20 protein-coding genes, 1 tRNA gene and 1 riboswitch are annotated in these 20,545 nt (G+C 72.4%); of the genes, 12 read left to right on the top strand and 9 right to left on the bottom strand.

The genetic code is table 11. The features are described from left to right. Positions 1-39: 39 nt before the first annotated feature. Entirely contained in the window at positions 40-2,058 is a 2,019-nt protein-coding gene (locus tag AC5L34_RS06140; RefSeq protein WP_494824051.1) for an N-acetylmuramoyl-L-alanine amidase, read from the bottom strand. Positions 2,059-2,296: 238 nt separating this feature from the next. Next, positions 2,297-2,430, top strand: a riboswitch (cyclic di-AMP (ydaO/yuaA leader). A gap of 12 nt (positions 2,431-2,442) precedes the next feature. Between AC5L34_RS06140 and AC5L34_RS06135 the strand changes: the two genes are divergently transcribed. Next, positions 2,443-3,483, top strand: a complete 1,041-nt coding sequence (locus tag AC5L34_RS06135; protein WP_494824049.1) for a C40 family peptidase — start codon at positions 2,443-2,445, stop codon at positions 3,481-3,483. 54 nt (positions 3,484-3,537) lie between these two features. Here AC5L34_RS06135 and dcd read toward each other — a convergent pair whose 3' ends face one another. Continuing rightward, complete coding sequence (dcd, locus tag AC5L34_RS06130) at positions 3,538-4,116, bottom strand: dCTP deaminase (protein ID WP_363622692.1); 579 nt, start codon at positions 4,114-4,116, stop codon at positions 3,538-3,540. A gap of 78 nt (positions 4,117-4,194) precedes the next feature. On the opposite strand from dcd, the gene AC5L34_RS06125 reads away from it, so the two are divergent. Further along, positions 4,195-4,746, top strand: coding sequence for a pyridoxamine 5'-phosphate oxidase family protein (locus AC5L34_RS06125; RefSeq protein ID WP_441173825.1), 552 nt, complete (start codon positions 4,195-4,197; stop codon positions 4,744-4,746). A 145-nt stretch (positions 4,747-4,891) separates the two neighbouring features. Here AC5L34_RS06125 and AC5L34_RS06120 read toward each other — a convergent pair whose 3' ends face one another. After that, a complete protein-coding gene (locus AC5L34_RS06120; protein WP_494824047.1) occupies positions 4,892-5,878 on the bottom strand; it encodes a zinc metalloprotease in 987 nt (328 codons plus the stop codon). 305 nt (positions 5,879-6,183) lie between these two features. Here AC5L34_RS06120 and AC5L34_RS06115 point away from each other — a divergent pair. Then, positions 6,184-6,257, top strand: a tRNA-Gly gene (locus tag AC5L34_RS06115). Between the two features lie 164 nt (positions 6,258-6,421). Here the strand turns inward: AC5L34_RS06115 and AC5L34_RS06110 are convergent. Then, positions 6,422-7,159 (bottom strand): VOC family protein, encoded by a 738-nt coding sequence (locus tag AC5L34_RS06110; RefSeq protein WP_494824046.1) that lies wholly within the window; start codon positions 7,157-7,159, stop codon positions 6,422-6,424. Positions 7,160-7,425: 266 nt separating this feature from the next. Here AC5L34_RS06110 and AC5L34_RS06105 point away from each other — a divergent pair, with 266 nt between their 5' ends. Further along, complete coding sequence (locus tag AC5L34_RS06105) at positions 7,426-7,902, top strand: hypothetical protein (protein WP_494824044.1); 477 nt, start codon at positions 7,426-7,428, stop codon at positions 7,900-7,902. Positions 7,903-8,026: 124 nt separating this feature from the next. Here AC5L34_RS06105 and AC5L34_RS06100 read toward each other — a convergent pair whose 3' ends face one another. After that, positions 8,027-8,440, bottom strand: a complete 414-nt coding sequence (locus AC5L34_RS06100) for a hypothetical protein (RefSeq protein WP_494824043.1) — start codon at positions 8,438-8,440, stop codon at positions 8,027-8,029. Positions 8,441-8,711: 271 nt separating this feature from the next. On the opposite strand from AC5L34_RS06100, the gene AC5L34_RS06095 reads away from it, so the two are divergent. The 3 genes from AC5L34_RS06095 to AC5L34_RS06085 all read left to right on the top strand — a co-directional run bounded on the left by AC5L34_RS06095 (position 8,712) and on the right by AC5L34_RS06085 (position 11,541). Further along, on the top strand, positions 8,712-9,662 hold the full coding sequence (locus tag AC5L34_RS06095; RefSeq protein WP_494824041.1) for a hypothetical protein: 951 nt from the start codon (positions 8,712-8,714) through the stop codon (positions 9,660-9,662). Between the two features lie 121 nt (positions 9,663-9,783). Beyond that, positions 9,784-10,494 (top strand): class I SAM-dependent methyltransferase, encoded by a 711-nt coding sequence (locus AC5L34_RS06090; protein WP_441173819.1) that lies wholly within the window; start codon positions 9,784-9,786, stop codon positions 10,492-10,494. A gap of 267 nt (positions 10,495-10,761) precedes the next feature. Further along, on the top strand, positions 10,762-11,541 hold the full coding sequence (locus AC5L34_RS06085) for a DUF4253 domain-containing protein (protein ID WP_441173818.1): 780 nt from the start codon (positions 10,762-10,764) through the stop codon (positions 11,539-11,541). Between the two features lie 22 nt (positions 11,542-11,563). On the opposite strand, the gene AC5L34_RS06080 is transcribed toward AC5L34_RS06085, so the two are convergent. Together AC5L34_RS06080 and AC5L34_RS06075 are read right to left on the bottom strand one after the other, a co-directional pair. Continuing rightward, on the bottom strand, positions 11,564-12,661 hold the full coding sequence (locus AC5L34_RS06080; protein WP_494824040.1) for a hypothetical protein: 1,098 nt from the start codon (positions 12,659-12,661) through the stop codon (positions 11,564-11,566). An 87-nt stretch (positions 12,662-12,748) separates the two neighbouring features. Then, the gene (locus AC5L34_RS06075) at positions 12,749-13,069 is read right to left on the bottom strand and encodes a PadR family transcriptional regulator (protein ID WP_089003778.1); all 321 of its coding nucleotides are present in this window, start codon (positions 13,067-13,069) and stop codon (positions 12,749-12,751) included. Positions 13,070-13,160: 91 nt separating this feature from the next. On the opposite strand from AC5L34_RS06075, the gene AC5L34_RS06070 reads away from it, so the two are divergent. Then, positions 13,161-14,042 carry an LLM class flavin-dependent oxidoreductase gene (locus AC5L34_RS06070; RefSeq protein WP_441173816.1) on the top strand — a complete coding sequence of 294 codons (882 nt, stop codon included), beginning with the start codon at positions 13,161-13,163 and terminating at the stop codon, positions 14,040-14,042. A gap of 112 nt (positions 14,043-14,154) precedes the next feature. Here the strand turns inward: AC5L34_RS06070 and AC5L34_RS06065 are convergent, their stop codons facing one another. Then, entirely contained in the window at positions 14,155-14,586 is a 432-nt protein-coding gene (locus AC5L34_RS06065; RefSeq protein ID WP_441173815.1) for an ASCH domain-containing protein, read from the bottom strand. Between the two features lie 104 nt (positions 14,587-14,690). Here AC5L34_RS06065 and AC5L34_RS06060 point away from each other — a divergent pair, with 104 nt between their 5' ends. Further along, positions 14,691-15,227, top strand: coding sequence for an alpha/beta fold hydrolase (locus AC5L34_RS06060; RefSeq protein WP_441173814.1), 537 nt, complete (start codon positions 14,691-14,693; stop codon positions 15,225-15,227). A gap of 100 nt (positions 15,228-15,327) precedes the next feature. On the opposite strand, the gene AC5L34_RS06055 is transcribed toward AC5L34_RS06060, so the two are convergent. Next, the gene (locus tag AC5L34_RS06055) at positions 15,328-15,879 is read right to left on the bottom strand and encodes a phosphoribosyltransferase family protein (protein ID WP_441173813.1); all 552 of its coding nucleotides are present in this window, start codon (positions 15,877-15,879) and stop codon (positions 15,328-15,330) included. A gap of 233 nt (positions 15,880-16,112) precedes the next feature. Between AC5L34_RS06055 and AC5L34_RS06050 the strand changes: the two genes are divergently transcribed. From AC5L34_RS06050 to AC5L34_RS06040, 3 genes are all read left to right on the top strand, one after another. Further along, complete coding sequence (locus AC5L34_RS06050) at positions 16,113-16,757, top strand: septal ring lytic transglycosylase RlpA family protein (RefSeq protein WP_441173812.1); 645 nt, start codon at positions 16,113-16,115, stop codon at positions 16,755-16,757. Between the two features lie 121 nt (positions 16,758-16,878). Continuing rightward, positions 16,879-18,006, top strand: a complete 1,128-nt coding sequence (locus AC5L34_RS06045) for a PP2C family protein-serine/threonine phosphatase (protein ID WP_363892184.1) — start codon at positions 16,879-16,881, stop codon at positions 18,004-18,006. Positions 18,007-18,213: 207 nt separating this feature from the next. Next, the gene (locus tag AC5L34_RS06040) at positions 18,214-20,070 is read left to right on the top strand and encodes an acyl-CoA dehydrogenase (protein WP_494824038.1); all 1,857 of its coding nucleotides are present in this window, start codon (positions 18,214-18,216) and stop codon (positions 20,068-20,070) included. Positions 20,071-20,545 lie beyond the last annotated feature (475 nt).

The following is a 20,545-nucleotide window of genomic DNA, read 5'->3' as shown; positions in this document are numbered from 1 at the left end:
CCGGTCGGATCGACCGGGGGCTCTTCTCGTGCGGGTGGATCAGCGGGGCGCGCCCAGCGGGGAGGGCACCAGGTTCACGTCGTCCAGGTTGACGTACATGATCCGGTGACCGAACTGGATCTGCACGTACCGGTTGTCGCCGCGGACGACCGTCCGGTCACCCGGGGCGGAGCCGTCAAAGGTCACGGCCCGGTAGTACTCGCCGGGGAGCAGGTTGCCGACGGCGTACCGCTCACCGGCCGAGAGGGTGTACTGCAGCGGCGAGATCGCCTGGTACGGCACGCCCTCCGGGTACGCGGCCTGCTCCGGATAGGCGCGGCCGTACACCGGGATGGTGGCCTTGCCGGCCTTCGGGGTCACCACGAGCCCGACGGACCACTTCGCCGTCGGCTTGGCGGCGGGGTTGTGGAACCACCCCTTCTGGCCGAGGTACCAGATGGCGGTCCAGTCGCCCCGCACCTCGGCCAGCGCGTACGTCTGTCCGGCCGAGACGCGGGCGCCGTGGTCGGAGACGTACATGGTGTTCGGGGTGCCGTCGGGCCGCAGCGCGATGTCGTTGAGCAGCGGCGCGTCGTGGCTCGGCGCGTTGTGCAGGAACAGCGCCGAGGAGCCGCGCAGCGGGCAGGGGGCGGTCGCCGGGGGCGGGTTCGGCACGCCCGGCGGCTGCCGGTTGCAGCCGGTGAACTGCGGCTGGTTGGTGGCGAAGTCCGGGTCGATGGTGACCAGCCCGGTGCGGTGCGTGCCGGTCGACTTGAACGGCGCCTTGAGCAGGTCGAAGTAGTGCGACCAGTTCCAGTACGGACCCGGGTCCCAGTGCATGCCGCGCACGGTCGAGGCGACGGTGCCGGGGACGTTGTCGTGCCCGATGATGTGGTTGCGGTCGAGCGGGATGTTGTACGCCCGCGCCAGGTGGCGGACCAGCTTGGCGGAGGTGCGGTACATCGCCTCGGTGTACCAGGTGCCGTGCCCCGCGAAGCCCTCGTGCTCGAGACCGATGGACTTCGAGTTCACGTACCAGTTGCCGGCGTGCCAGCCGACGTCCTTGGTCTTGATGTGCTGGGCGATGTGGCCGTCCACCGAGCGCAGGGTGTAGTGCCAGCCCACCCGCTTCGGGTCCTTGACCAGGTTGACGCTGGGACCGAAGTAGCCCTCGGTGTCGTGGATGACGATGTACTCGATCTTCTGCTCGACGGGCCGGTTCCCCAGGTCGTGGTTGCCGTAGTCGCCGAGCGTGGGGCCGTACTGCTGGTAGGGGGCCGGAATCCACTCGCAGGAGATGTCGCTCGGGCACTCCAGGCCGTCGGGCCGGGCGAGCTTGCGCAGGCGCAGCCGGTCCAGCCAGGAGCGCTCCGGCCGGACCGCGCTGCCGGCGAGCGTGACCCGCTGCCCGTCGTCGGTCAGCCGGCTGTCGCCCGTGGCGATGGTGGCGTACACCTCGTCGGCGAAGGCCGCCGCGGCGTCGGCGCTGTCCGCGCCGGAGTATCGGGCCACCGCGCCGTACCAGGCCGCGGGGTCGGTGCCGGCGCCGACCGGGGCGCCGATCTCCTTCTGGTACGCGGCCAGCAGCGCCGCGCCGCCCCGGATGTTCGTCGTGACGTCCGTGCGCAGCGCCTCCTCGCTGGCGCCGGTCAGCTCCGCGGCGGCGTCGACCGTACGGAGTGCCGCCTCGGCGGGCGGGGCGGCGGCCGGCGGCTCGTGGGCCTCGGCCAGGGACCGGCGGGAGTCGTCCCCGCGCGGGTCCTCGGTTCCCTCGTCGTGGTGGGTGCCGCCGGAGGCGGCGACGTGCTCGGCGTCGGTGAGGTGCATCGGTCCGTACCCGCCGCTGGTGCTCGGCGTGCCGGCGTTGGTGTCCCAGCGGGACTGCAGGTAGGAGACCCCGAGCAGGACGCTCTCCGGCACGCCGTACTCGGCCGCCGCGGCGGCGTACTGCTGCTGCCGGTCGGTCGTCGGCGCCGCGGCGGCGGATCCGGCGGCGGTGAGCGGCGTCGCCGCCAGGGCGGCGGCCACGGCGGCGGCCAGCAGGACGCGTCTGCTCCTCGATGTCGCTGACAGGTGCATCAGACCCCCAGTTCGGGCGGGCAAAGGTGGGGCCACCTTCGCCCCGTCCACCGCCTCCGGTCAATACCTTTCCGTCAGACACTTCAGAAGGAAGAAAATCTTCGTCCTCCGGGTTGCGGATCCGCCGGGTCCTGGTGAGTACGGAGTGTCACCGCCCGGAGGGTTGCGGATCGATAACGGTCGTCTCTACTCTGGTCATTCGTCGGCCGGTGACAATCCGTCCACCCAGGGCGGTGACGGTCCGACACCGCCGAGTCGCTCACGAGCGAGCCGGGGACCCAGGTACCCGGGGTGAATCCGCAGTCCCTGCGGTAGGGCGCCCCTTCCCGCCCGAACCCGTCAGCTAACCCGGTAGGCGGTCCGGAAGAAGGAGTACGGAACCCGGTGGCACACCATGCCCCGCGGCCACCGTCGGTCCGGTCGGCCCCGGCCGATCCGACGACGGCTGCGCCGCGCCCACGCTGGTACCGCTGCACCACCGCCCTCGCCGCCCTGGCCGCGTTCGCCGTCGTCCTGACCGGCGGCGCTACGGCGGCCCACGCCGAACCGACGGTCGCCGAGATCGAGCGGCAGATCGACGAGGACTGGAACAAGCTCGAACCGGTCATCGAACGGCACAACGCCACCCGGCAGGACCTGGCCGCCAGGCGCAAGCAGGCCGACGCGCTCGCCGCGCAGATCGGGCCGCTGGAGAAGCAGGTCGACCAGGCGATGGAGAAGGTGGGCGCGCTGGCCGCCCGCGCCTACAAGGGCGAGAACGTCTCCGTCGTCAACGCCCTGCTGGGCAGCCGGTCGCCCGGCGAGACGGTCGGGCAGCTCGAACTGCTCGACCGGTTCGCCCAGCATCAGCAGCAGGACGTACGGCAGGTCGCCGAGCTGCGCGACCGGCTGGCCGCGAAGAAGGCGCCGCTGGACGAGATGGTCGCCCAGCTCAGCCGCACCGAGGCCCAGCTCGCGGCGAAGAAGAAGCAGATCAACGCCGAGATCGACCGGTTGCAGAAGCTGCGGCTGCGCGTCTACGGCAACGGCGGCGGCGGGCCGCTGCGTCCCGCCCCGTGCCCGGCCGGCTATCCCGGCGGTCCGGCCGGCACCGCCGTGAAGTTCGCCTGTGCCCAGATCGGCAAGCCCTACGTCTGGGGCGCCGAGGGGCCGAACTCGTACGACTGCTCCGGCCTGATGCTCGCCGCCTGGGCGAAGGCCGGGGTCTCGCTGCCGCACAACGCCGCGCAGCAGCGCCGGGCCACCGCGTCCGTCAGCCGGGGCGAACTGCGCCCGGGTGACCTGGTCTTCTACTACAGCGACCTGCACCACGTCGGCATGTACGTCGGCGGGGGCTGGGTGGTGCACGCCTCCCGCGCCGGGGTGCCGGTCAGGATGAAGAAGGTCGACGACGGCCCGATCCACAGCTACGGCCGACCCGGCTGACGTGCCCGGGGGGTCCCTGCCCGGCGGGGGCCCTCCGCGCGGCCGAGGGTCGGGTCAGCGCGTCGGCCAGGTGCGCCAGTGCTGCCAGGAGCGGCTCGGGGTCGGCCCGCGCTGCCCCTGGTAGCGGGAGCCGTAGACGGCCGAGCCGTACGGGTGCTGCGCCGGCGACGAGAGCCGGAAGATGCAGAGCTGGCCGATCTTCATGCCTGGCCAGAGGGTGATGGGCAGGTTCGCTACGTTGGACAGCTCCAGGGTCACGTGGCCGGAGAAGCCCGGGTCGATGAAGCCCGCCGTGGAGTGGGTGAGCAGGCCCAGCCGGCCCAGGCTCGACTTGCCCTCCAGGCGGCCGGCGAGCTGGTCGCCGAGCGAGATCACCTCCAGCGTCGAGGCGAGCACGAACTCGCCCGGATGCAGCACGTACGGCTCGCCCTCGGGCACCTCGACCATCGACGTGAGGTCGTCCTGCTGCTGCGCGGGGTCGATGTGGGTGTAGAGGTGGTTGTTGAAGACCCGGAAGAGCTTGTCCAGGCGTACGTCGATGCTGGACGGTTGCACCAGCGCGGGCTCGAACGGCTCCAGCGCGAGCGTCCCCGCCTCGATCTCGGAGGCCAGGTCGCGGTCGGAGAGCAGCATCCGCACACCTTAGCGAGCGACACGCGTGACCTGCGTGTCGGAGTGCGTCTTCGTACGTTTGTTCGATAGAATGCCGGCATGGCTTCCTGGTCCGAATTCGCCGCCGACGAGCCCCGCCTCGCCGACGGGATCCGCCTCCTCATGCAGCAGTACGGGCCGGGCTTCGGCTACCTGGCCACCGTCCGCGCCGACGGCGGTCCCCGGGTGCACCCGGTCTCCCCCGTGATCACCGACGAGGGGCTCTTCTGCTTCGTCGTCGACTCGCCCAAGCGGCGCGACCTCGAACGCGACGGCCGCTACGCGCTGCACTCCTTCCCGCCCGAGGAGAGCGACGACGAGGCCTACGTCGCCGGCCACGCCCGGCCGGTGACCGATCCGGCCCGGGTCGCCCGGCTGGCCCGCAGCCACCGGGCCGCGCCGCAGGTCGACTGGCGGGTCTTCGAGTTCACCGTCGACGTGGCGATGCTGGCCCGCCGCGAGTCCGGCGTGGCAGGCGGTGCCGCCGAGTCGCACGGCCGGCCCGCCGTCCAGGTGTGGCTCGACCCCGGCGCGGCCGCCGCCGGCACCGCCGTGCTGCCCGAGACGCGGTCGGGGAGCGCCGGCGGCCACGCCGCCCGCCCGGCCGCCTGAGACGCGGTGTGGCGCCCCGGGCCATCCCCCGCCCGGGGCGCCACACCGTGACCACCGGCCCGCTCCCGCGCGCCCAGCCGGCCGCGCAGACGCCGGTGCCGGCCCCGTCGAGCGAGGCCGGCACCGGTGCGGTCGTACGGCGGAACTACGCCGCGCGGTACGCGTTCCAGGCGGTCAGCATGCGGCTGGCCTGCCCGGCGGTGAACTGGTACATGCAGGAGTCGTAGCTGTAGTCCATGAAGTTGGTGATCGGGTCGACGCCGGGGGCGGTGCAGGTGTCCCGGCCGGTCGGGCAGCCGGAGGCCGGAGACGCCTCGGCAGCGGTGTCGCTGACGCTGTCGCCCGAGCCGGAGCAGCCGCCCTGGAAGGTGTGGTAGAGGTTCAGCCAGTGGCCGACCTCGTGGGTGCCCGTGTCGCCCTGGTTGTAGTTGGTGGCGGTGCCGCCCGGCAGCGACTCGCTCAGCACGACGACGCCGTCCATGCTGTTGAGTTTCCGGGTCGGGAAGGTCGCCCAGCCGAGCAGGCTGTCGCTCAGCTCGCCCAGGTAGATGTTGAGGGTGTTCTTGCCGCCCGTGCGCAGTGAGGTCTTCATCGACCGCTCCGCCGACGAGCCCTGCACGATCGGGTACCAGGACGGGTTCGTCACCCGGTTGATCTTCTGGAGTTGGAAGCTGAACGCGGTGGACGCGCCGCCGGTCGCCCCGCTGAACGACTGGTTCAGCACGCTGATCTGCGAGTTGATCATCGAGTCGGGGATGTTGCCGCCGGCCCGGGTGCTGTTCTCCTGGATCACGTGCACGACCACGGGGATGGTGACGGTGGCCGCCATCGTGGTGGCGCCGGCACCGGCCCGGAACCGGGCCCGCTCGCGCAGGGCGGCGGCGAGGTCGGCCTCGCGCTCGCGGGTCTCCGCGAGGGTCAGCTCGTTCGGCTCGTGCTTGGCCCCGCCGCCCGGCTTGATGCGGGCGTCCGAGTGGACGTCGGCCGGCTCGACGCAGACCTCGCCCGGGGCGGCGGAGAAGGCCGAAGCGGCCGGCACGACGCCGACGGCGGCGGTGCTGAGCAGCAGCGCGAGGGTCGTCGACGCGACGCCGGCCGTACGCCGGGTCAGCAGGTTGGGACGGAGTCCCATGGGCCCACCTCTTTCTGGCGGCGCGACAGGGGGTATGTCACGCCGTGGCTGAGAACGTTGGGCAGACGTTACAACCGATCGAAGGATTTGAGAACGCCCATATGTTGCCGCGCTGAAACTTCTTCCTGGCGGCGGCGCGGCTGACGTCTGCTGGTGGGCGGCCGGCGGCCCGACGAGGCCGCCGCGAGATCTTGGTGGGTTCACGCCCCTGTGGGGCCGTTCGCTGCCAAGGTTGGGACACCGGGGAGCGGCGGAGGGGTACCTGGGTGCACCGGCGTGACGACTCAGGTACAGTGGTGCCGCCTGCGGGTGTAGTTCAATGGCAGAACATCAGCTTCCCAAGCTGACAGTGCGGGTTCGATTCCCGTCACCCGCTCCAGCGCGAAGGCCCCGACCAGGACTTGAATCCGGTCGGGGCCTTCGTAGTTCCACGGCCAGCGCCTATCGGCCGATCGCTCCGCGGTCCGTTCCCTGGACGGAGCAGCCGATCGCCTAGCTCCACCTGTCGCCGCGCCCCTCTGCAAGCGGCTGGCGAGGGTCGGGTCAGCCGGGGGTGAGGAGGCAGAACTCGTTGCCCTCCGGGTCTGCGAGGACGGTCCACGGGACATCGTCCTGGCCGAGGTCGATGACGGTGGCGCCGAGGGTTCGCAGTTTGGCCGCCTCGGCCGCCAGGTCGTCACCCGGGTACGGGCGGATGTCGAGATGGACGCGGTTCCACACGGTCTTCACGTCGGGTGTGCGGAGGAACCGCAGGTATGGGCCGACGCCCTTGGCGGAGCGCAGCATTGCGTGGTGGTCGGTCACCTCGTGCAGGGTCCAGTCCGTGGCCTCGCCCCAGAAGCGGGCCATGGCTCGCGGATCTGCGCAGTCGACCACCACCGCGGCGATCGGCCCGGTGTCGCGGTGGAGCGGACGGGGGTCCAGGACGCAGAACTCGTTGCCCTCCGGGTCGGCCATGACCGTCCACGGGGCGTCGCCCTGGCCTACGTCGGCGGGTGTCGCGCCGAGTTCCTTCAGGCGCGTGACCATCTCCGCCTGATGGGCCGCAGAGGTGGTGGCGAGGTCGACGTGCACGCGGTTCTTCACCGTCTTCGGTTCCGGGGAGACGACGAGGTCGAGGCAGACGGCGACGGGGTCGGGGTAGACGAAGCCCTCGGGTTCGAGGTTGGTCACGCCGGGTCCCTCGCTGGAGACTCCCCAGCCGAGCACCTCCGCCCAGAAGTCGCCGAGGGCCGAGTCGTCCCGAGCCTTCATGTTGATCTGTACGAGCCGCGTTGCCATGCCGGAGATGCTAGGGCCCGTCGAGACGGCGGTGGTGCCCCGTGCCAGCTGGTCATGATCGCATCGGCGGCGTCAGCCGGTCACGGGCCGGAGATCGCGGTGATGGACTCGTGCCCGGCCTGTTACAACCCGAACATGAGCAACAACCTGCAGTCGTGGGACATCAACTCGTATCACAGCGTATGGGGGTCCTGAGCATGAACCGCCGCCTTGTTCGACCGCTGGTCGTAGGCGCCGTCGCTGTCGCGGTGGCCTCTGGTGGGTGGTTGGCCTACGACTCGCTGCGCGCGGGTGAGATGCACTCGGTGCACTCGTCCTACGCGTTCGATGTGAAGGATGAGACGAAGGTGGCCGGGTTCGCCGACTACGTCGTCGTTGCAACGGTGGACCGTGTCGCCGAGGTGCAGGAGCGCGACGGCGCGCCCTACACCGTCTTCGACGTGACAGTGGACATGACCCTCAAGGGCGAGCCGGTCAAGACGCTGCGGGTGGTCCAGTTGGGTGGGACCCTCGGCAAGGACACCTGGCGGGTGGAGGGCGAGCCCTTGCTGCGGCCCGGCACGACCTATGTGCTGGCGGCGAAGACGGAGCAGGGGAGTGGGACGCACCAGCTGGTTGGCGGGGCGGACTTCCCGGTCGTCGACCGGGAAGCGGCCCTTGCTGGGCGATCGGGCCCGGTGGCCGACTGGCGGGACAGCGTCGACCGCCAGCGGTGGCCCCAGGAACTCCCCAAGAGCTCCTGACCGCCGTCCGTCGGTCGAATACCCCTTGGCCTGCCGCCCTGGCCAGGCATCGAACCCCGGTCTGCCCCGGTACCGGCCAACCAGCAACAGCAGTCGATCAAGCGCGACGGAATCACTCTCCGCGTCAGTACCCGCCCGGTTCGGACGCGCGCCGGGTGCGGCGGTGCTGCCACAGCGCTCCGCCGAGGAACAGGGCGCCCAGCCACAGGTTCTGCCAGACAGTTCCCTCCGGCGCGAACGCGCGGGTGTCCTTGGCCCAGTTCGACTCCCGAAGGTGAACCACCGTCATGGTCTCGCCGACCTCGGGAGCGCCCTCCCACGCCCAGAGGTTCGTCTCCTCCCCGGAACTGACGCGTACGCGCACGAAGTCCGAGCGGCCACCGAGCTGCCTGTCCACGACCTCGGCCCGAGTGGTGACGCCGTTCGCGTCGAGGTAGCGCACCTGACCGATGGTGAACAGGGCGTAGGACAGCGTGAGTGCCCCGGCGGCGACCCCCAGCCACACCCGCCATCGGCCCGGGCGGACGGGCGGAACCATGATCGGTTCGTAGCGGGGCTGGTGAGGGTGCATGCGACGAGCATGTCAGTGGGGAGCCAGAAGATGGCCGCCCCCGCGTCCCTTCCGGCTACGTGCCGCTGCGTTCGTCCCGAGTGGACCGGCGGCAGAGCCAGCGCCGGCAGGGCAGATCGAGGCGGCTGGTCCGTTTCGTCCCCGGGGACAGCGTGGACGGGACGAGCCTGGTTATGTTGCTCGGGCAGCATGCGTCCGCTACGGCGCGTGATGAACCACGGGGGAAGGTGCGTCCAGCATGTCCATCACTCTGTCCACAGGGCGTCGCGTCTCGGCTGCCGCGCTCGGCCTGGCGGTCGTTGCAGCCGCCGCGGTCGCCAGCGCGGCCCCGGCCGTCGCCGCGCCGCACCCGTCCAGCACCGGCACGCTGTCCATCACGGCGCAGCGGCTGATCCTGGAGCCGACCGACCAGGGCTACGTCGGCACGCTCAACGCCACGGTCACGAACAACGGCCCGACCGCCAGCTACTACAGCCTGAGCTTCCTCGAACCGGCCGGCGCCGCGGAGGGCCACGTATTCCCCGAGGACGCCTGCGTCTGGCAGGGCGCGGTCGGCGTCCGGACCCTGGTGAACTGCGGCAGCGGGAGCGGCGAGCTGGCGTCCGGTGCCAGCCGGGCGCACAGCGTCCGGTTCCACGTCCGGACGACCCCTCGGGACTACCCGATGGTCGTCGACGGCAGCTGGATCGGCGTGGTGCCGAACGGCGATCAGGAGCCGGTCCAGAGCGCCCCGTTCACGACCCTCTTCCGTTCCACGAAGGGCAAGATCACCAAGCCCCGGCCTTACGTGCAGGCGACCCAGACCGACGTCTCGTTGAGCGCGAACCAGGTCAGGCTCGACCGGCTCCCGGACGGGAGCCTCCAGGGCCGCATGCCGCTGACCGTCCGGTACGGCAACGACGCGCCCTCCTTCGGGCTCAACGTCATCGCCGACCTGCCGGCCGGCGTCGTGGTGGACCACATCGAGCCGCAGGACATGCCGAGTTCCGGGGACTGGTTCACCGTGCCGGGCGGCCGGTTCGTGCCCGGTGAGGTGCGCACCTTCGACGTCATCCTCACCGCGCCGGCCGGCACTCCGGCGGGTGAACTGGGCACGGGCTCATACACGCCCACTTCGGACTACGTGGTGAGCCTGACCGACGTGGACCCGGCGGACGACACCACCTCGTTCACTATCACGGCCGGCTGAACCTCACCAGCGCGCGAGGGCCCGGCACCACCCCGGTTCCGGGCCCTGCGTGTAACCGGGGAGTCCCGGCCACCGCCTTCGAGGTCCCTCGGGCAACCGCACACTGTCGTACCGTGGCCCGGTGAAGAACCAGGACCGCAGTACGTACCTGGCCGCCGCCGCGGCCAACCTGACCTACAACGCGCCGCTCGGCGAGGATCGGGTGGCGGACCTGGTCCGGCGACTGGCCCCCACCGGGGCGGGCTGGCGAGCCCTGGACCTGGGCTGCGGCAACGGCGAGCTGCTCCTGCGGCTGTGCGAGGCTCACGGCATCGCCGGCGACGGCGTGGAACGCCACGCCGACGACGGTGAACGGGCCCGGCGACGCGCGACGGAACGGGGAGCCGCCGAGCGGGTCACGTTCCACAGCGCGGACGCGGCCACCTGGGACCGGCCCGCCGACCTCGTCGTCAACGTCGGCGCCGGCCACATCTGGGGCGACTCGGCGACAGCCCTCACCGCGCTGCGCCGGCTCACCAACCCCGGGGGGAAACTGCTGTTCGCCGACGGCTTCTACCAGACCAGACCCGGCGAGCAGGTCCGTGAGACCTTCGGCGACCTGCCCGACCTGGCGACCCTGGCCCAGCTCGCGGTGGACGCGGGATTCCGGCCGCTGCACATCGCCGTGTCCACGATCGCCGAGTGGGACGACTTCGAGTCCGACTGGCGTGCGGGCATCGAACGCCTCGGCACGCCGGAGGCGCGTGCGTTCGCCGACGAGCGGCGTGCCGAATACCTCGACGGCTACCGCGACGTCGTCGGCTTCGGTTGGCTGATCCTGACGCCGGCCTGACACCCGTACCGCTGCGCGCCGTCGACACCGCCGAGACCCACGGCCGGTCCGGCGGCGGCGAGGCCGCCGCGTGCGTGTGATGCCGCCCTGGACCGCCCGGGCGTCCGGCACGCCCGGCCAGGTGCCGACCTACGTCGGTCGGCCAGCGGCGAGGCCGCCGGGTCCACCGGGGCCGACCGGGCGGGCTCCGCCGACAGGACGAGCCGCATGGGCCCGGGGCGTCGCAGGAGGGCCGGTTAGGTCGTACGGGCCGCCTACGCTCTCGCCGTGATCCCGGACCTCTCCCAGTTGCTGAGTTCGCTACCGCCTACGACGCTGCCGTCCGGCCGCACGGTCGAGCCGGAGGACGGCGGGCCTCCGCCGTACTGGCTGAGCGACGCTCCACCTGATCCGGGGCTGTGGGCGCGGTTGCGGTCGCGGCACCCGGAGTCCGGGCTCTGGCCGCTGCTGCTGACCGGGTTGTCGAGCGACGAGAGGCGCCCGTGGGTCGTCGGCGAGGTGTCTCCGGCCGACATGTCGTCGCCGGAGCTGCACGACGTGGCGGAGCTGCTGGCCCGGTGGTGGGCCGACTGTGCGACGACCGACGAGGACGGTGGGTCGGTCGTCACGGCCCCGTTCGGCCAGGACTGGCCCGGCCTCGCCATGCCCGGCGACCAGGCGGAGCCGCCCGCCCAGCTCGCCGACGAGTGCGCGGAGTTTCTCGTGGACGGGCGGACGCGTCTGGGGCTCGTGCCGGCTGTCCGCGGCGCGGACACCCTCGCCGTGGCGGGTTGGTCCGGCCCGACCAACCACACCGGCGACGCCGGGGAGATCTCGGCGGTGCTGCGGAGTTGGGAGGACCGGTTCGGCGTGCGCGTGGTCGGTGTCGGGTTCGCGACCCTGTACGTCAGCGTGGCCGCGCCACCGACCACCACCGGGCACGCCCTGGCGGTCGCGGCCGAGCACTTCGCCTTCTGCCCGGACAACGTCTGGCAGGGCGCCGGATCGCTGGCCGCCTACGCCGAGGAACTCCTCGGCGTGCACTCCTGGTCGTTCTGGTGGGACTGATCTCGGACCACGTCGGGCGGCGTCAGCCGACGGCGGCCGTGGGCAGCGGGCTGCGTCGGGGTACGGCGGCCAGCGCCAGCGTCAGCAGCGCGCTCGCCGTACCCACCACGAACAGCAGGGAGGCCGCCGGCTGACCCAGCCACTCCCACAGCGGGTGCCAGGTCGGGTGCGGCTCGGCGCGGTGGTGTCGCAGCAGGCCGGGAACGGTCAGCAGGACGGGCGTCCACCAGAGGAACAGGGTGATCGCGAGCAGGACGCCGACCGCTCCCCGGGCGGGGTGTGCCGCCTCGGTGCGCCGGCTGGCCCAACCGAAGACCAGCCAGCCGAGGGCCGCCCCGAGCAGTCCGCCGGCGACACCGGCCGGCAGCACGGCCGGCGGGGCCGTGCGGCTCAGGGCCAGCGACAGGTGGTTGCCGTCGGGCGAGGGCGGGGCGGCCACCTGGAGCTGGAGGACCGTGTCGCCACGCCGGGCGAGCAGGGTGGTGTCGGTGAACGTGACGACCGGGACGCACGTCTTGTCGACACAGCCCGGGTTGCTGCGGACCATCGGCTCGTACACCTGCCAGCCGGTCTCGCGCAGGCGCCGCTGCGCCAGCGCGAGCGTCTCGTCGGCGGACATCCGGGGCGGTCCGGCGGGGCCGGCCACGACGGCGCTCTGCTGGTATTCGCCGCCGTCGCCGAGCAGCAGGTTGTCGAGTGCCCGCACGGTGAGCGGCTGGCTGTAGAAGGTGAAGAGCGCCGGCGCCAGGTCGACGTCGCCGAGTTCGTGACCGGGCAGCACGGCGGCGAAGACGGCGGCGGTCTCGGCCCGGTCGGGCTGCGGGGCGGAGGTCTCCCAGGCGGCGCGGGTGGCGAGGGCGGCGGTGAACAGGCCGCAGATGACGGCGGTGAGGGTGGCCCAGACGCCGACCGTGCGGCTGGCCGGTCGGCCCAGCCGGCAGCGCAGGCCGTGCCGGATCAGGTCGGCGGCCTCGCGCGGCGTGGGGCGGGTGCGGCCCGCCGGCGCCGCGTCGAGCAGGACCCCGACGATCTCGTCGGCCCGGGCCCGCCGGTAGGCGCGGGGATGGCAGAACAGCAGCCGCCGGTAGCGGCGGGCGAGCGGGTCGCCGGTCGTCGGCATGGCTGTCCTTCCGATCGGTACGCACCGGCGCGCCGGTGCGGGAGGTGGCAGGCGGTGCGGCGCACGGGCTCCCGCTGGTGCGGGCGGTCAGGCGGTGCCGGGGCGCAGCGCGCGCAGCCGGGTCTCGGCGGCGGTGGTGAGCTGGCGCAGCCGGACGGTCTCGGCGTCCAGGGCGCGGATCCCGTCCGGGGTGAGGCGGTAGTAGCGGCGGAGCCGGCCGTCGACGGTCTCCTCGCGGTCGGGTGCGACGAGCCCCTGCGCGTGCAACCGGTCCAGCGCCGTGTAGAGGGTGCCCGGCAGCAGGGTGACGCGCTGCGCGGACAGGGCGGTGACCTCCCGGATGATGCCGTAGCCGTGCCGTGGACCCCCGGCCAGCGCGGTGAGGATCAGGAAGGTCGGCTCACGCATCGCGGTCACGGGCGACACGATAGTCAGATCATCGATATATGGTCAAGGCCCGTACAGGCGGCCGGGCGACGGCGGTCCTAGGCTGGCGGTCATGCGGATTGGCATCGTGATCCTTCCCGACCAGCGCTGGTCCGACTCCCGGCGCCGTTGGCGGCAGGCGGACGAGTGGGGCTTCGACCACGCCTGGACGTACGACCACCTGGGCTGGCGGGACCTGGTCGACGGGCCCTGGTTCGACTCCGTGACCACGCTGACCGCCGCCGCGACGGTGACCTCCCGGATCCGGCTCGGCACGCTGGTCGCCTCGCCGAACTTCCGGCACCCGGCGGCGTTCGCGCGGCAGGTCACCGCGCTCGACGACGTCTCCGGTGGACGGCTGCTGCTCGGCCTCGGCGCGGGCGGCATCGGCTTCGACTCGGCCGTGCTGGGTGGAGAGACGCTGCCGCCCCGCCAGCGGGTGGACCGGTTCGCCGAGTTCACCGAGCTGCTCGACCTGATCCTGCGCGAGGACGGCACGACCTGGCGTGGGGAGTGGTTCTCCGCCGTGGACGCCCGGAGCAACCCGGGCTGCGTGCAGACGCCCCGGGTGCCGTTCGTGGTGGCCGCCAACGGGCCCCGGTCGATGCGGCTGGTAGCACGCTTCGGCCAGGGCTGGGTCACCACCGGCCCCGCCGTGGAAGACCTGGAGAGCTGGTGGGACGAGGTGGCCGAGGCCGCCGCCCGGATGGACGCGACGCTCGCCACGGCCGGCCGCGACCCGGGCACCCTGGACCGCTACCTCTCGCTCGACTCCGCGCCGGTCTTCTCCCTGAGCAGTGCCGAGTTCTTCGCCGACCAGGTCGGCCGGGCCGCCGCCCTCGGCTTCACCGACGTGGTCACGCACTGGCCCCGCGACAGCAGCTGGTACGCGGGCGACGAGGCCGTCCTGGTGGACGTGGCCACCCGCCTGCTGCCCGAGCTGCGTCGCGCCTGAGCACGCCGACGGTCGCGTCGGGCAGCGGCGGGACGGGGTGTCCCGGCCGGTGCGGCGGATCGCGGCCGCCCACGCGCACTGCCCGGTCGTGGTCGGCCGTGGCCGGGCGCGCTCAGGTGCCGAGGTCCCCCGTGGCGATGCCGCCGTCGCCGCCCGAGACCAGCCGGAACCGGATGCAGACGACCTCGCTGTCGTCGGTCACGGGGGTGCCCACGCGCGCCCAGTAGGCGGCGTGACCCGCCCGCCACTCCTCGATGGAACGGTCACCCTCCCCTTCGGAGCGGGCGAAGTCCCACGGCACGTCCGCGAAGCGGACCACCTCGACGCCGGTGACCTCCACGACGCCGACCAGCACGTCCTCGTCGTCGACGAGGGTCAGCCGCTCGCCGACGTGTTCCAGCTCCTCGCCCTCCTCGGCGTACTCGGTGGTCAGCCCGGCGGTCGCCGTCTTCACCCCGGCGAGGACCAGGGTGTTGAGCCGCGTCCGCAGCTCACCTGGGGTGCCGAGGGCGAGGGTGCGCAGTCCACCGATCCGAGGCCACATCCTGCCGACGGTACCGGCGCCGCCCGCCACCCGCCGTGGCATTTCCGCCCCCACCGTGGGTGCGGCGGGCGTTACGGTGGGTGGGGCGACGATCGGGAGGCGGCATGGCGGACAGGCGCGTGGTGCTCATCCCCGGTCGGGGCTACGACACCCGGTTCCCGCTCTTCGTCTACGCCGGCGAGGCGCTGCGCCGCGCCGGCTACGCCCTGCATGCCGTCACGTGGGAGGTGCCGGAGCGGTTGGCGCCCGACCGGGAGGGGCCGGGGCGGGCCGTCGAATGGGTGATTGACCAGGTTGCCCCGACCCTCGCCGAGCCCACGGACCTGCTGGTCGGCAAGTCGCTCGGCTCGATGGCCACGCCGCTCGCGGCCGACCGCCGGCTGCCGGCCGTCTGGCTGACCCCGCTGCTGCACGTGCCCGCCGTGGTCGACGGCCTGCGCCGCGCCACCGCGCCGTTCCTGCTGGTGGGCGGCACGGCGGATCCATCCTGGGACGGCTCGCTCGCCCGCCGGCTCACCCCGCACGTCGTGGAGATCGAGCAGGCCGACCACGCGCTGATGGTGCCGGGCCCGCTGGCCCGCTCGGCGGAGGCGCTCGGCCGGGTCTGCACGGCCGTCGAGGACTTCGTTCAGATCAGCTGACCGGCATGTCCGGTGGCGGCCACGCGCGCCGGCCGCAGCGCCGCCACGGCGGCAGGATCTCACCCATGGGGCGATCCTCGGAGTCGAGCCGAGGTTCAGGTCAAGCCGTCAGGTCCGCGCCGTCCACCAGTCCCCGGACGCGCAGCTCGGTGGCGACCGCCGGGGGGCAGTCGAGCACGACGGTGGCGGTGCCGACGGGCTCCGCCCCGCGCGCGGCGCAGATCTCGTAGAGCGCGCGGACCTGCGCCCCGGTGGCCACCCAGTCGTCCACCACCAGCACCCGGTCGCCCCGGCCGAGCCCGTGGTCGCGTACGGCCAGGTCGACCCGCCGGCCCCGGAAGTCCGGCGGGCTCTGTGCCCAGGTGAGCGGCCCGGCGGGCAGCCGCCCGTCGCCCGGCTTGTGCGCCGGTACGAAGCCGACCCCGAGCGCCGTCGCCGCGAGTGGGCCGAGCAGGTAGCCGGTGACCGCCGGCGAGACGACCACCGTGGGCCGGGCGGCCCGGAACGGCGCCACGAGGGCCGGTCCCAGCCGGGCGAGGACCTCCGCGTCCCGCCACCAGCCGGAGACGTCGCTGACCAGGTGGCTGGCGCCGGGGCCGGGGTCGATCCACCTGACCAGCGCGGCGAGGCGTCCGCTCAGCTCGGATGGCATGCACCCATCCTCCGCCACGGGAGCGACCCGGGCGCCCCGGCCCTCACCCCGCATCCGGCTCCAGGGCGCCGAGCCGCAGCCATACCCGGGCCGCCCGGGCCACCACGGGTCGGATGATCGGCTACACGTATCATTGCAATTCCGGCCATACCATCATGATCACGTTGACTTCGGAAGTGCTTCTCTCGTTACGGTCCGACCCGATTTGCTCGGAAGACGAAAGGACCGCACCGGTGACTGGCAGGCACTCCCGTACCCGCATGTTCTCCTCGCCGGCCGGCATCGCGGCCACCGCGGCGGTCGGAGTCGCCCTCGCCGTCGGTGGCACCGTCGGCGCCGTACAGCTGACCTCGGGCGCGCAGAGCGCCCGGCCGGCCGCCGTCGACCTCGCGCCCACCGGCCTGCCCACCGGCGCTCCCAGTTCGCCGGCGGTCGTGCCGAGCGCGAGCGCCTCACCGAGCGCCAGCGTGTCGCCGAGCGCGACCGCGAGCCCCAAGGCCAGCCGGTCCACCCAGGCACCGTCCCGGAGCAAGCCGCGTACCGCCGCGCCGAAGCCCACCGCGACGAAGAAGAGCAGCACCGCCCGCCCGGTCGTCGACAGCGGCTCGTGCGGCGCGTCCTTCTACTCCGAGGGGCAGCTCACCGCCAACGGTGAGAACTTCAACCCGTCGGCGCTGACCGCCGCCCACAAGACGCTGCCGTTCGACACGAGGGTCCGGGTGACCAACCCGGCGAACGGCAAGTCCGTGACCGTACGCATCAACGACCGTGGCCCGTTCATCGAGGGGCGCTGCCTGGACCTGTCCCGGGCCGCCTTCGCCGACATCGCCTCGCTCGACGCCGGCCACGTCGAGGTCCGCTACGAGGTGCTCGGCTGAGCAGGCGCCGGGTGGCGATCGGCACGCGCCGGGTGGCGATCGGCCCGCGGACACGATCCGGCCGGCCAGAAGATTCTCGGACGACGGGCCAGGTTCATTCACCCGCTCACGTCAATCAGGCATGCTGTCCCTCGTACGCACGCGACCCTTCCAGTCGGGCCCCGGCCCACTGAGCCCCGGATCCCGCGCCGGCCTCGGCGCGGCCTTCGTCCTGCTCGCGATCGTCTCGGCCGTGGAGCTGGCCGACGGCCGTCCGGCCAACTACATCGCGCTCATGGTGGCCGCGCCCTTCCTGACCGCGGCGCTGGCGTCGTGGCGGATCACGCTCGGCGTGGGCCTGGCCGCCACGGCCCTGGGGGCCGGCTTCGCCCTCTGGGAGGAGACCGTGGCGCTGCCCACCACGGTCGCCGTCGCGGGCATCGCGCTGGGCACCGCGATCGCGGTCGCCACGGCAGCCGTACGACAGCGGCAGGCCGAGCGGATCGCCGAGCTGTCCCGACTCGCCTCGGTCGCCCAGCAGGCCGTGCTGCGCCCGCTCGGCCCACAGGTCGGCTCGCTCTCGGTGGCCGCCCGCTACATCTCGTCCACCGCCACGGCCGAGATCGGCGGCGACCTGTACGAGGCGGTCGACACGCCGTACGGGGTGCGGATGATCATCGGCGACGTGCGGGGCAAGGGCCTCGACGCGGTGCGGCTCGCCAGCATCGTGCTGGGCTCGTACCGGCACGTGGCGTACGAGCGGGCGGACCTGCGGGCCGTCGTGACCGACCTGGACCGGGCGGTGGCCCGCAGCGTGGGCGACGAGGACTTCGTCACCGCCGCGCTGGTCGAGGAGCGGGGCGGCACGCTCACCATCGTCAACTGCGGCCACCCGCCGCCGCTGCTGCTGCGCCGGGGCGCCGTGATCCCGCTCGAACCGCCGGCCCCCGCCCCGCCGCTGGGCTTCATGCCGGTGGTGCGCCCCCGGGTCGAGCGGCTGGAGCCCGGCGACCGGCTGCTGCTCTTCACCGACGGCCTCGGCGAGGCGCGCCGGGACGGGGAGTTCTTCCCGACCGCCGACCGGGCCTGGCGGCTGCTCGGCCACGGTACCGTCGGCGACGGGCTCGCCTCACTGGAGACCGCCCTGGTCGAGTGGGTGCACGGCCGGCTCGACGACGACATCGCCCTGGTCCTGATGGAGTACACGGGCTCGCGTAGCGCCGCGACGGTGGCCGTGCCGAGCTGGGAGGTCGGCGCGGCCGAGAGCTGAGCCGACCGGCGCGGTGGGCGTCGTGCGGACCCCGCTCGGCTGCGTCATGCGGGCCCGCCGGGTGTGGGTACGCACGCCCGTTCGCAACCTGAACGGGAAGTGTGTAATCGCCGTCACTTCCGAGATCGGCTTGTCGCTGCCTACCCATCGGTAATACAGTCGGGGTTACTGATCGGTAACACCTGTCCGGAAGCGGGGCCAGCGAGCATGACCCACTACAAGAGCAACCTTCGGGACCTCGAGTTCAACCTCTTCGAGGTCTTCGGGGCGGACCAGGCGTTCAGCCAGGAGCCGTACACGGACCTGGACGTCGACACCGCGCGCGACATCCTCGCCGAGGTCGACCGCCTCGCCCGTGAGGATCTGGCTGCCAGCTACACGGACAGCGACCGCAACCCGCCGGTCTTCGACCCGGCCACGCACACCGCACCGCTGCCGGAGTCGTTCAAGAAGTCCTACCGCGCGTACATGAACTCCGAGTTCTGGCGGTTGGAGCTCCCGACCGAGCTGGACGGCAGCAACGCGCCCCGGGCGCTGGTGTGGTCCCTCGCCGAGCTGATCGTCGGCTCCAACGCCGCCGTGTGGATGTACGCCTCCGGCCCGTCCTTCGCGCACGTGTTGCAGGTCGAGGGCACGGAGCAGCAGAAGAAGTGGGCGAAGCTCTTCGTCGACAAGCAGTGGGGCTCCACGATGGTGCTCACCGAGCCGGACGCCGGCTCGGACGTGGGCGCCGGTCGGGCCCGCGCCATCCAGCAGCCCGACGGCTCCTGGCACATCGAGGGCGTGAAGCGCTTCATCACGTCCGCCGAGCACGACCTGAGCGACAACATCATCCACTACGTGCTGGCCCGTCCGGTCGGCGTCGAGGGTGTCGGCGGCCCGGGCACCAAGGGCCTGTCCCTCTTCGTGGTGCCGAAGTACCACTTCGACGAGAACACCGGCGAGCTGGGCGAGCGCAACGGCGTCTTCGCCACCAACGTCGAGCACAAGATGGGCCTGAAGGTCTCCAACACCTGCGAGGTGACCTTCGGCGAGCACGGCGTACCGGCCAAGGGCTGGCTGCTGGGCGAGAAGCACGAGGGCATCCGGCAGATGTTCATGATCATCGAGAGCGCCCGGATGATGGTCGGCACCAAGGCCATCGCCACTCTCTCGACCGGCTACCTGAACGCCCTCGAGTACGCCAAGAGCCGGGTGCAGGGCGCCGACCTCACCCAGATGGCGGACAAGACCGCGCCGCGCGTCACGATCACCCACCACCCGGACGTGCGCCGTTCGCTGATGCTGCAGAAGTCGTACGCCGAGGGCCTGCGCGCCCTGGTCTGCTACACCGCCACCTGGCAGGACAAGGTCGCCATCGCCGAGGCGGCGGGCGACGAGAAGGCGACCAAGCTCGCCAAGCGGGTCAACGACCTCCTCCTCCCGCTGGTCAAGGGCGTCGGTTCGGAGCGCGCGTACGAGCTGCTCGGCCACGAGTCGTTGCAGACCTTCGGCGGCTCCGGCTTCCTCCAGGACTACCCCCTGGAGCAGTACGTCCGGGACGCGAAGATCGACACCCTCTACGAGGGCACCACGGCGATCCAGAGCCTCGACCTCATCTTCCGGAAGATCGTCCGGGACAACGGCAAGGCCCTGATGGCGGTCGCCGGTGAGATCCAGGAGTTCATCGCCACCGAGGCCGGCAACGGCCAGCTCAAGGAGGAGCGGCAGGCGCTGGGCAAGGCGCTCGCCGAGATCCAGAACATGGTCGGCGTGATGACCGGCTGGCTGGGCGAGGCGCAGGGCGGCGACACCCGGGCGCTCTACAAGGTCGGCCTGAGCAGCCGCCGCTTCCTGCTGGCGATCGGCGACCTGGTCGTCGGCTGGCTGCTCCAGAAGCAGGCCGACGTGGCCCTGAAGGCGCTGGCCGGCGAGGTCTCGGCCGCCGACAAGGCGTTCTACACCGGCAAGGTGGCCGCCGCCCGGTTCTTCGCCCGCGAGGTGCTGCCCCGCATCGGTGCCGACCGGCGGATCATCGAGGGCACCGACCTGGACATCATGGACCTCCCGGAGGAGGCCTTCTGAGGTACGCCGTAGCGCGCCTCGGCGCGGCGACGGAGCCAGCCGGGGCGACCCGGCGGTGACTCGACGATGATCGGCACGACGGCCGGTGGGCGACAGCCCGCCGGCCGTCGTCGTCCGTCCCTGAACCGGACGCAGCTCAGCCGCAGCGCCGGTGCAGGCTCGCCGCCTGCCCGCCTGCCCGCCTAGCAGGCTTGGCGGTATGCCGGCCTGGCGAGCCGAGGCGGTGCCGGACGTCGACCTCCCCCAACTCACCGGTGCAAGTGGCGAAGATCGCTCACGGAAAGTCACGTCAAGCAATCCCTCGACCCCATCCCTTCCCACGCTTTGCTCTGCAGCCACGGACGCACCGGGCACCCGGAGTTACCGGTGCGTCCGTGGCTGCAGAGCAAAGCGGCCGTATGGGTGTGGGCGGTGAAACGTGAATCGGGCTGTGGGTGGCCGCTAATGCAGCATTAAGGCTGATAGTCCGATTCGA

This window comes from Micromonospora sp. ZG13 (genome assembly GCF_059359355.1).
This window is presented reverse-complemented; position numbering and strand designations above follow the sequence as displayed.

Coding starts and splice junctions, on each gene's coding strand:
- AC5L34_RS06140 (WP_494824051.1), bottom strand. CDS start 2,058: ATGCACCTGTCAGCGACATCGAGGAGCAGACGCGTCCTGCTGGCCGCC.
- dcd (WP_363622692.1), bottom strand. CDS start 4,116: ATGCTGCTCTCCGACCGCGACCTGGCCTCCGAGATCGAGGCGGGGACG.
- AC5L34_RS06125 (WP_441173825.1), top strand. CDS start 4,195: ATGGCTTCCTGGTCCGAATTCGCCGCCGACGAGCCCCGCCTCGCCGAC.
- AC5L34_RS06120 (WP_494824047.1), bottom strand. CDS start 5,878: ATGGGACTCCGTCCCAACCTGCTGACCCGGCGTACGGCCGGCGTCGCG.
- AC5L34_RS06110 (WP_494824046.1), bottom strand. CDS start 7,159: ATGGCAACGCGGCTCGTACAGATCAACATGAAGGCTCGGGACGACTCG.
- AC5L34_RS06100 (WP_494824043.1), bottom strand. CDS start 8,440: ATGGTTCCGCCCGTCCGCCCGGGCCGATGGCGGGTGTGGCTGGGGGTC.
- AC5L34_RS06095 (WP_494824041.1), top strand. CDS start 8,712: ATGTCCATCACTCTGTCCACAGGGCGTCGCGTCTCGGCTGCCGCGCTC.
- AC5L34_RS06080 (WP_494824040.1), bottom strand. CDS start 12,661: ATGCCGACGACCGGCGACCCGCTCGCCCGCCGCTACCGGCGGCTGCTG.
- AC5L34_RS06075 (WP_089003778.1), bottom strand. CDS start 13,069: ATGCGTGAGCCGACCTTCCTGATCCTCACCGCGCTGGCCGGGGGTCCA.
- AC5L34_RS06070 (WP_441173816.1), top strand. CDS start 13,161: ATGCGGATTGGCATCGTGATCCTTCCCGACCAGCGCTGGTCCGACTCC.
- AC5L34_RS06065 (WP_441173815.1), bottom strand. CDS start 14,586: ATGTGGCCTCGGATCGGTGGACTGCGCACCCTCGCCCTCGGCACCCCA.
- AC5L34_RS06060 (WP_441173814.1), top strand. CDS start 14,691: ATGGCGGACAGGCGCGTGGTGCTCATCCCCGGTCGGGGCTACGACACC.
- AC5L34_RS06055 (WP_441173813.1), bottom strand. CDS start 15,879: ATGCCATCCGAGCTGAGCGGACGCCTCGCCGCGCTGGTCAGGTGGATC.
- AC5L34_RS06045 (WP_363892184.1), top strand. CDS start 16,879: ATGCTGTCCCTCGTACGCACGCGACCCTTCCAGTCGGGCCCCGGCCCA.
- AC5L34_RS06040 (WP_494824038.1), top strand. CDS start 18,214: ATGACCCACTACAAGAGCAACCTTCGGGACCTCGAGTTCAACCTCTTC.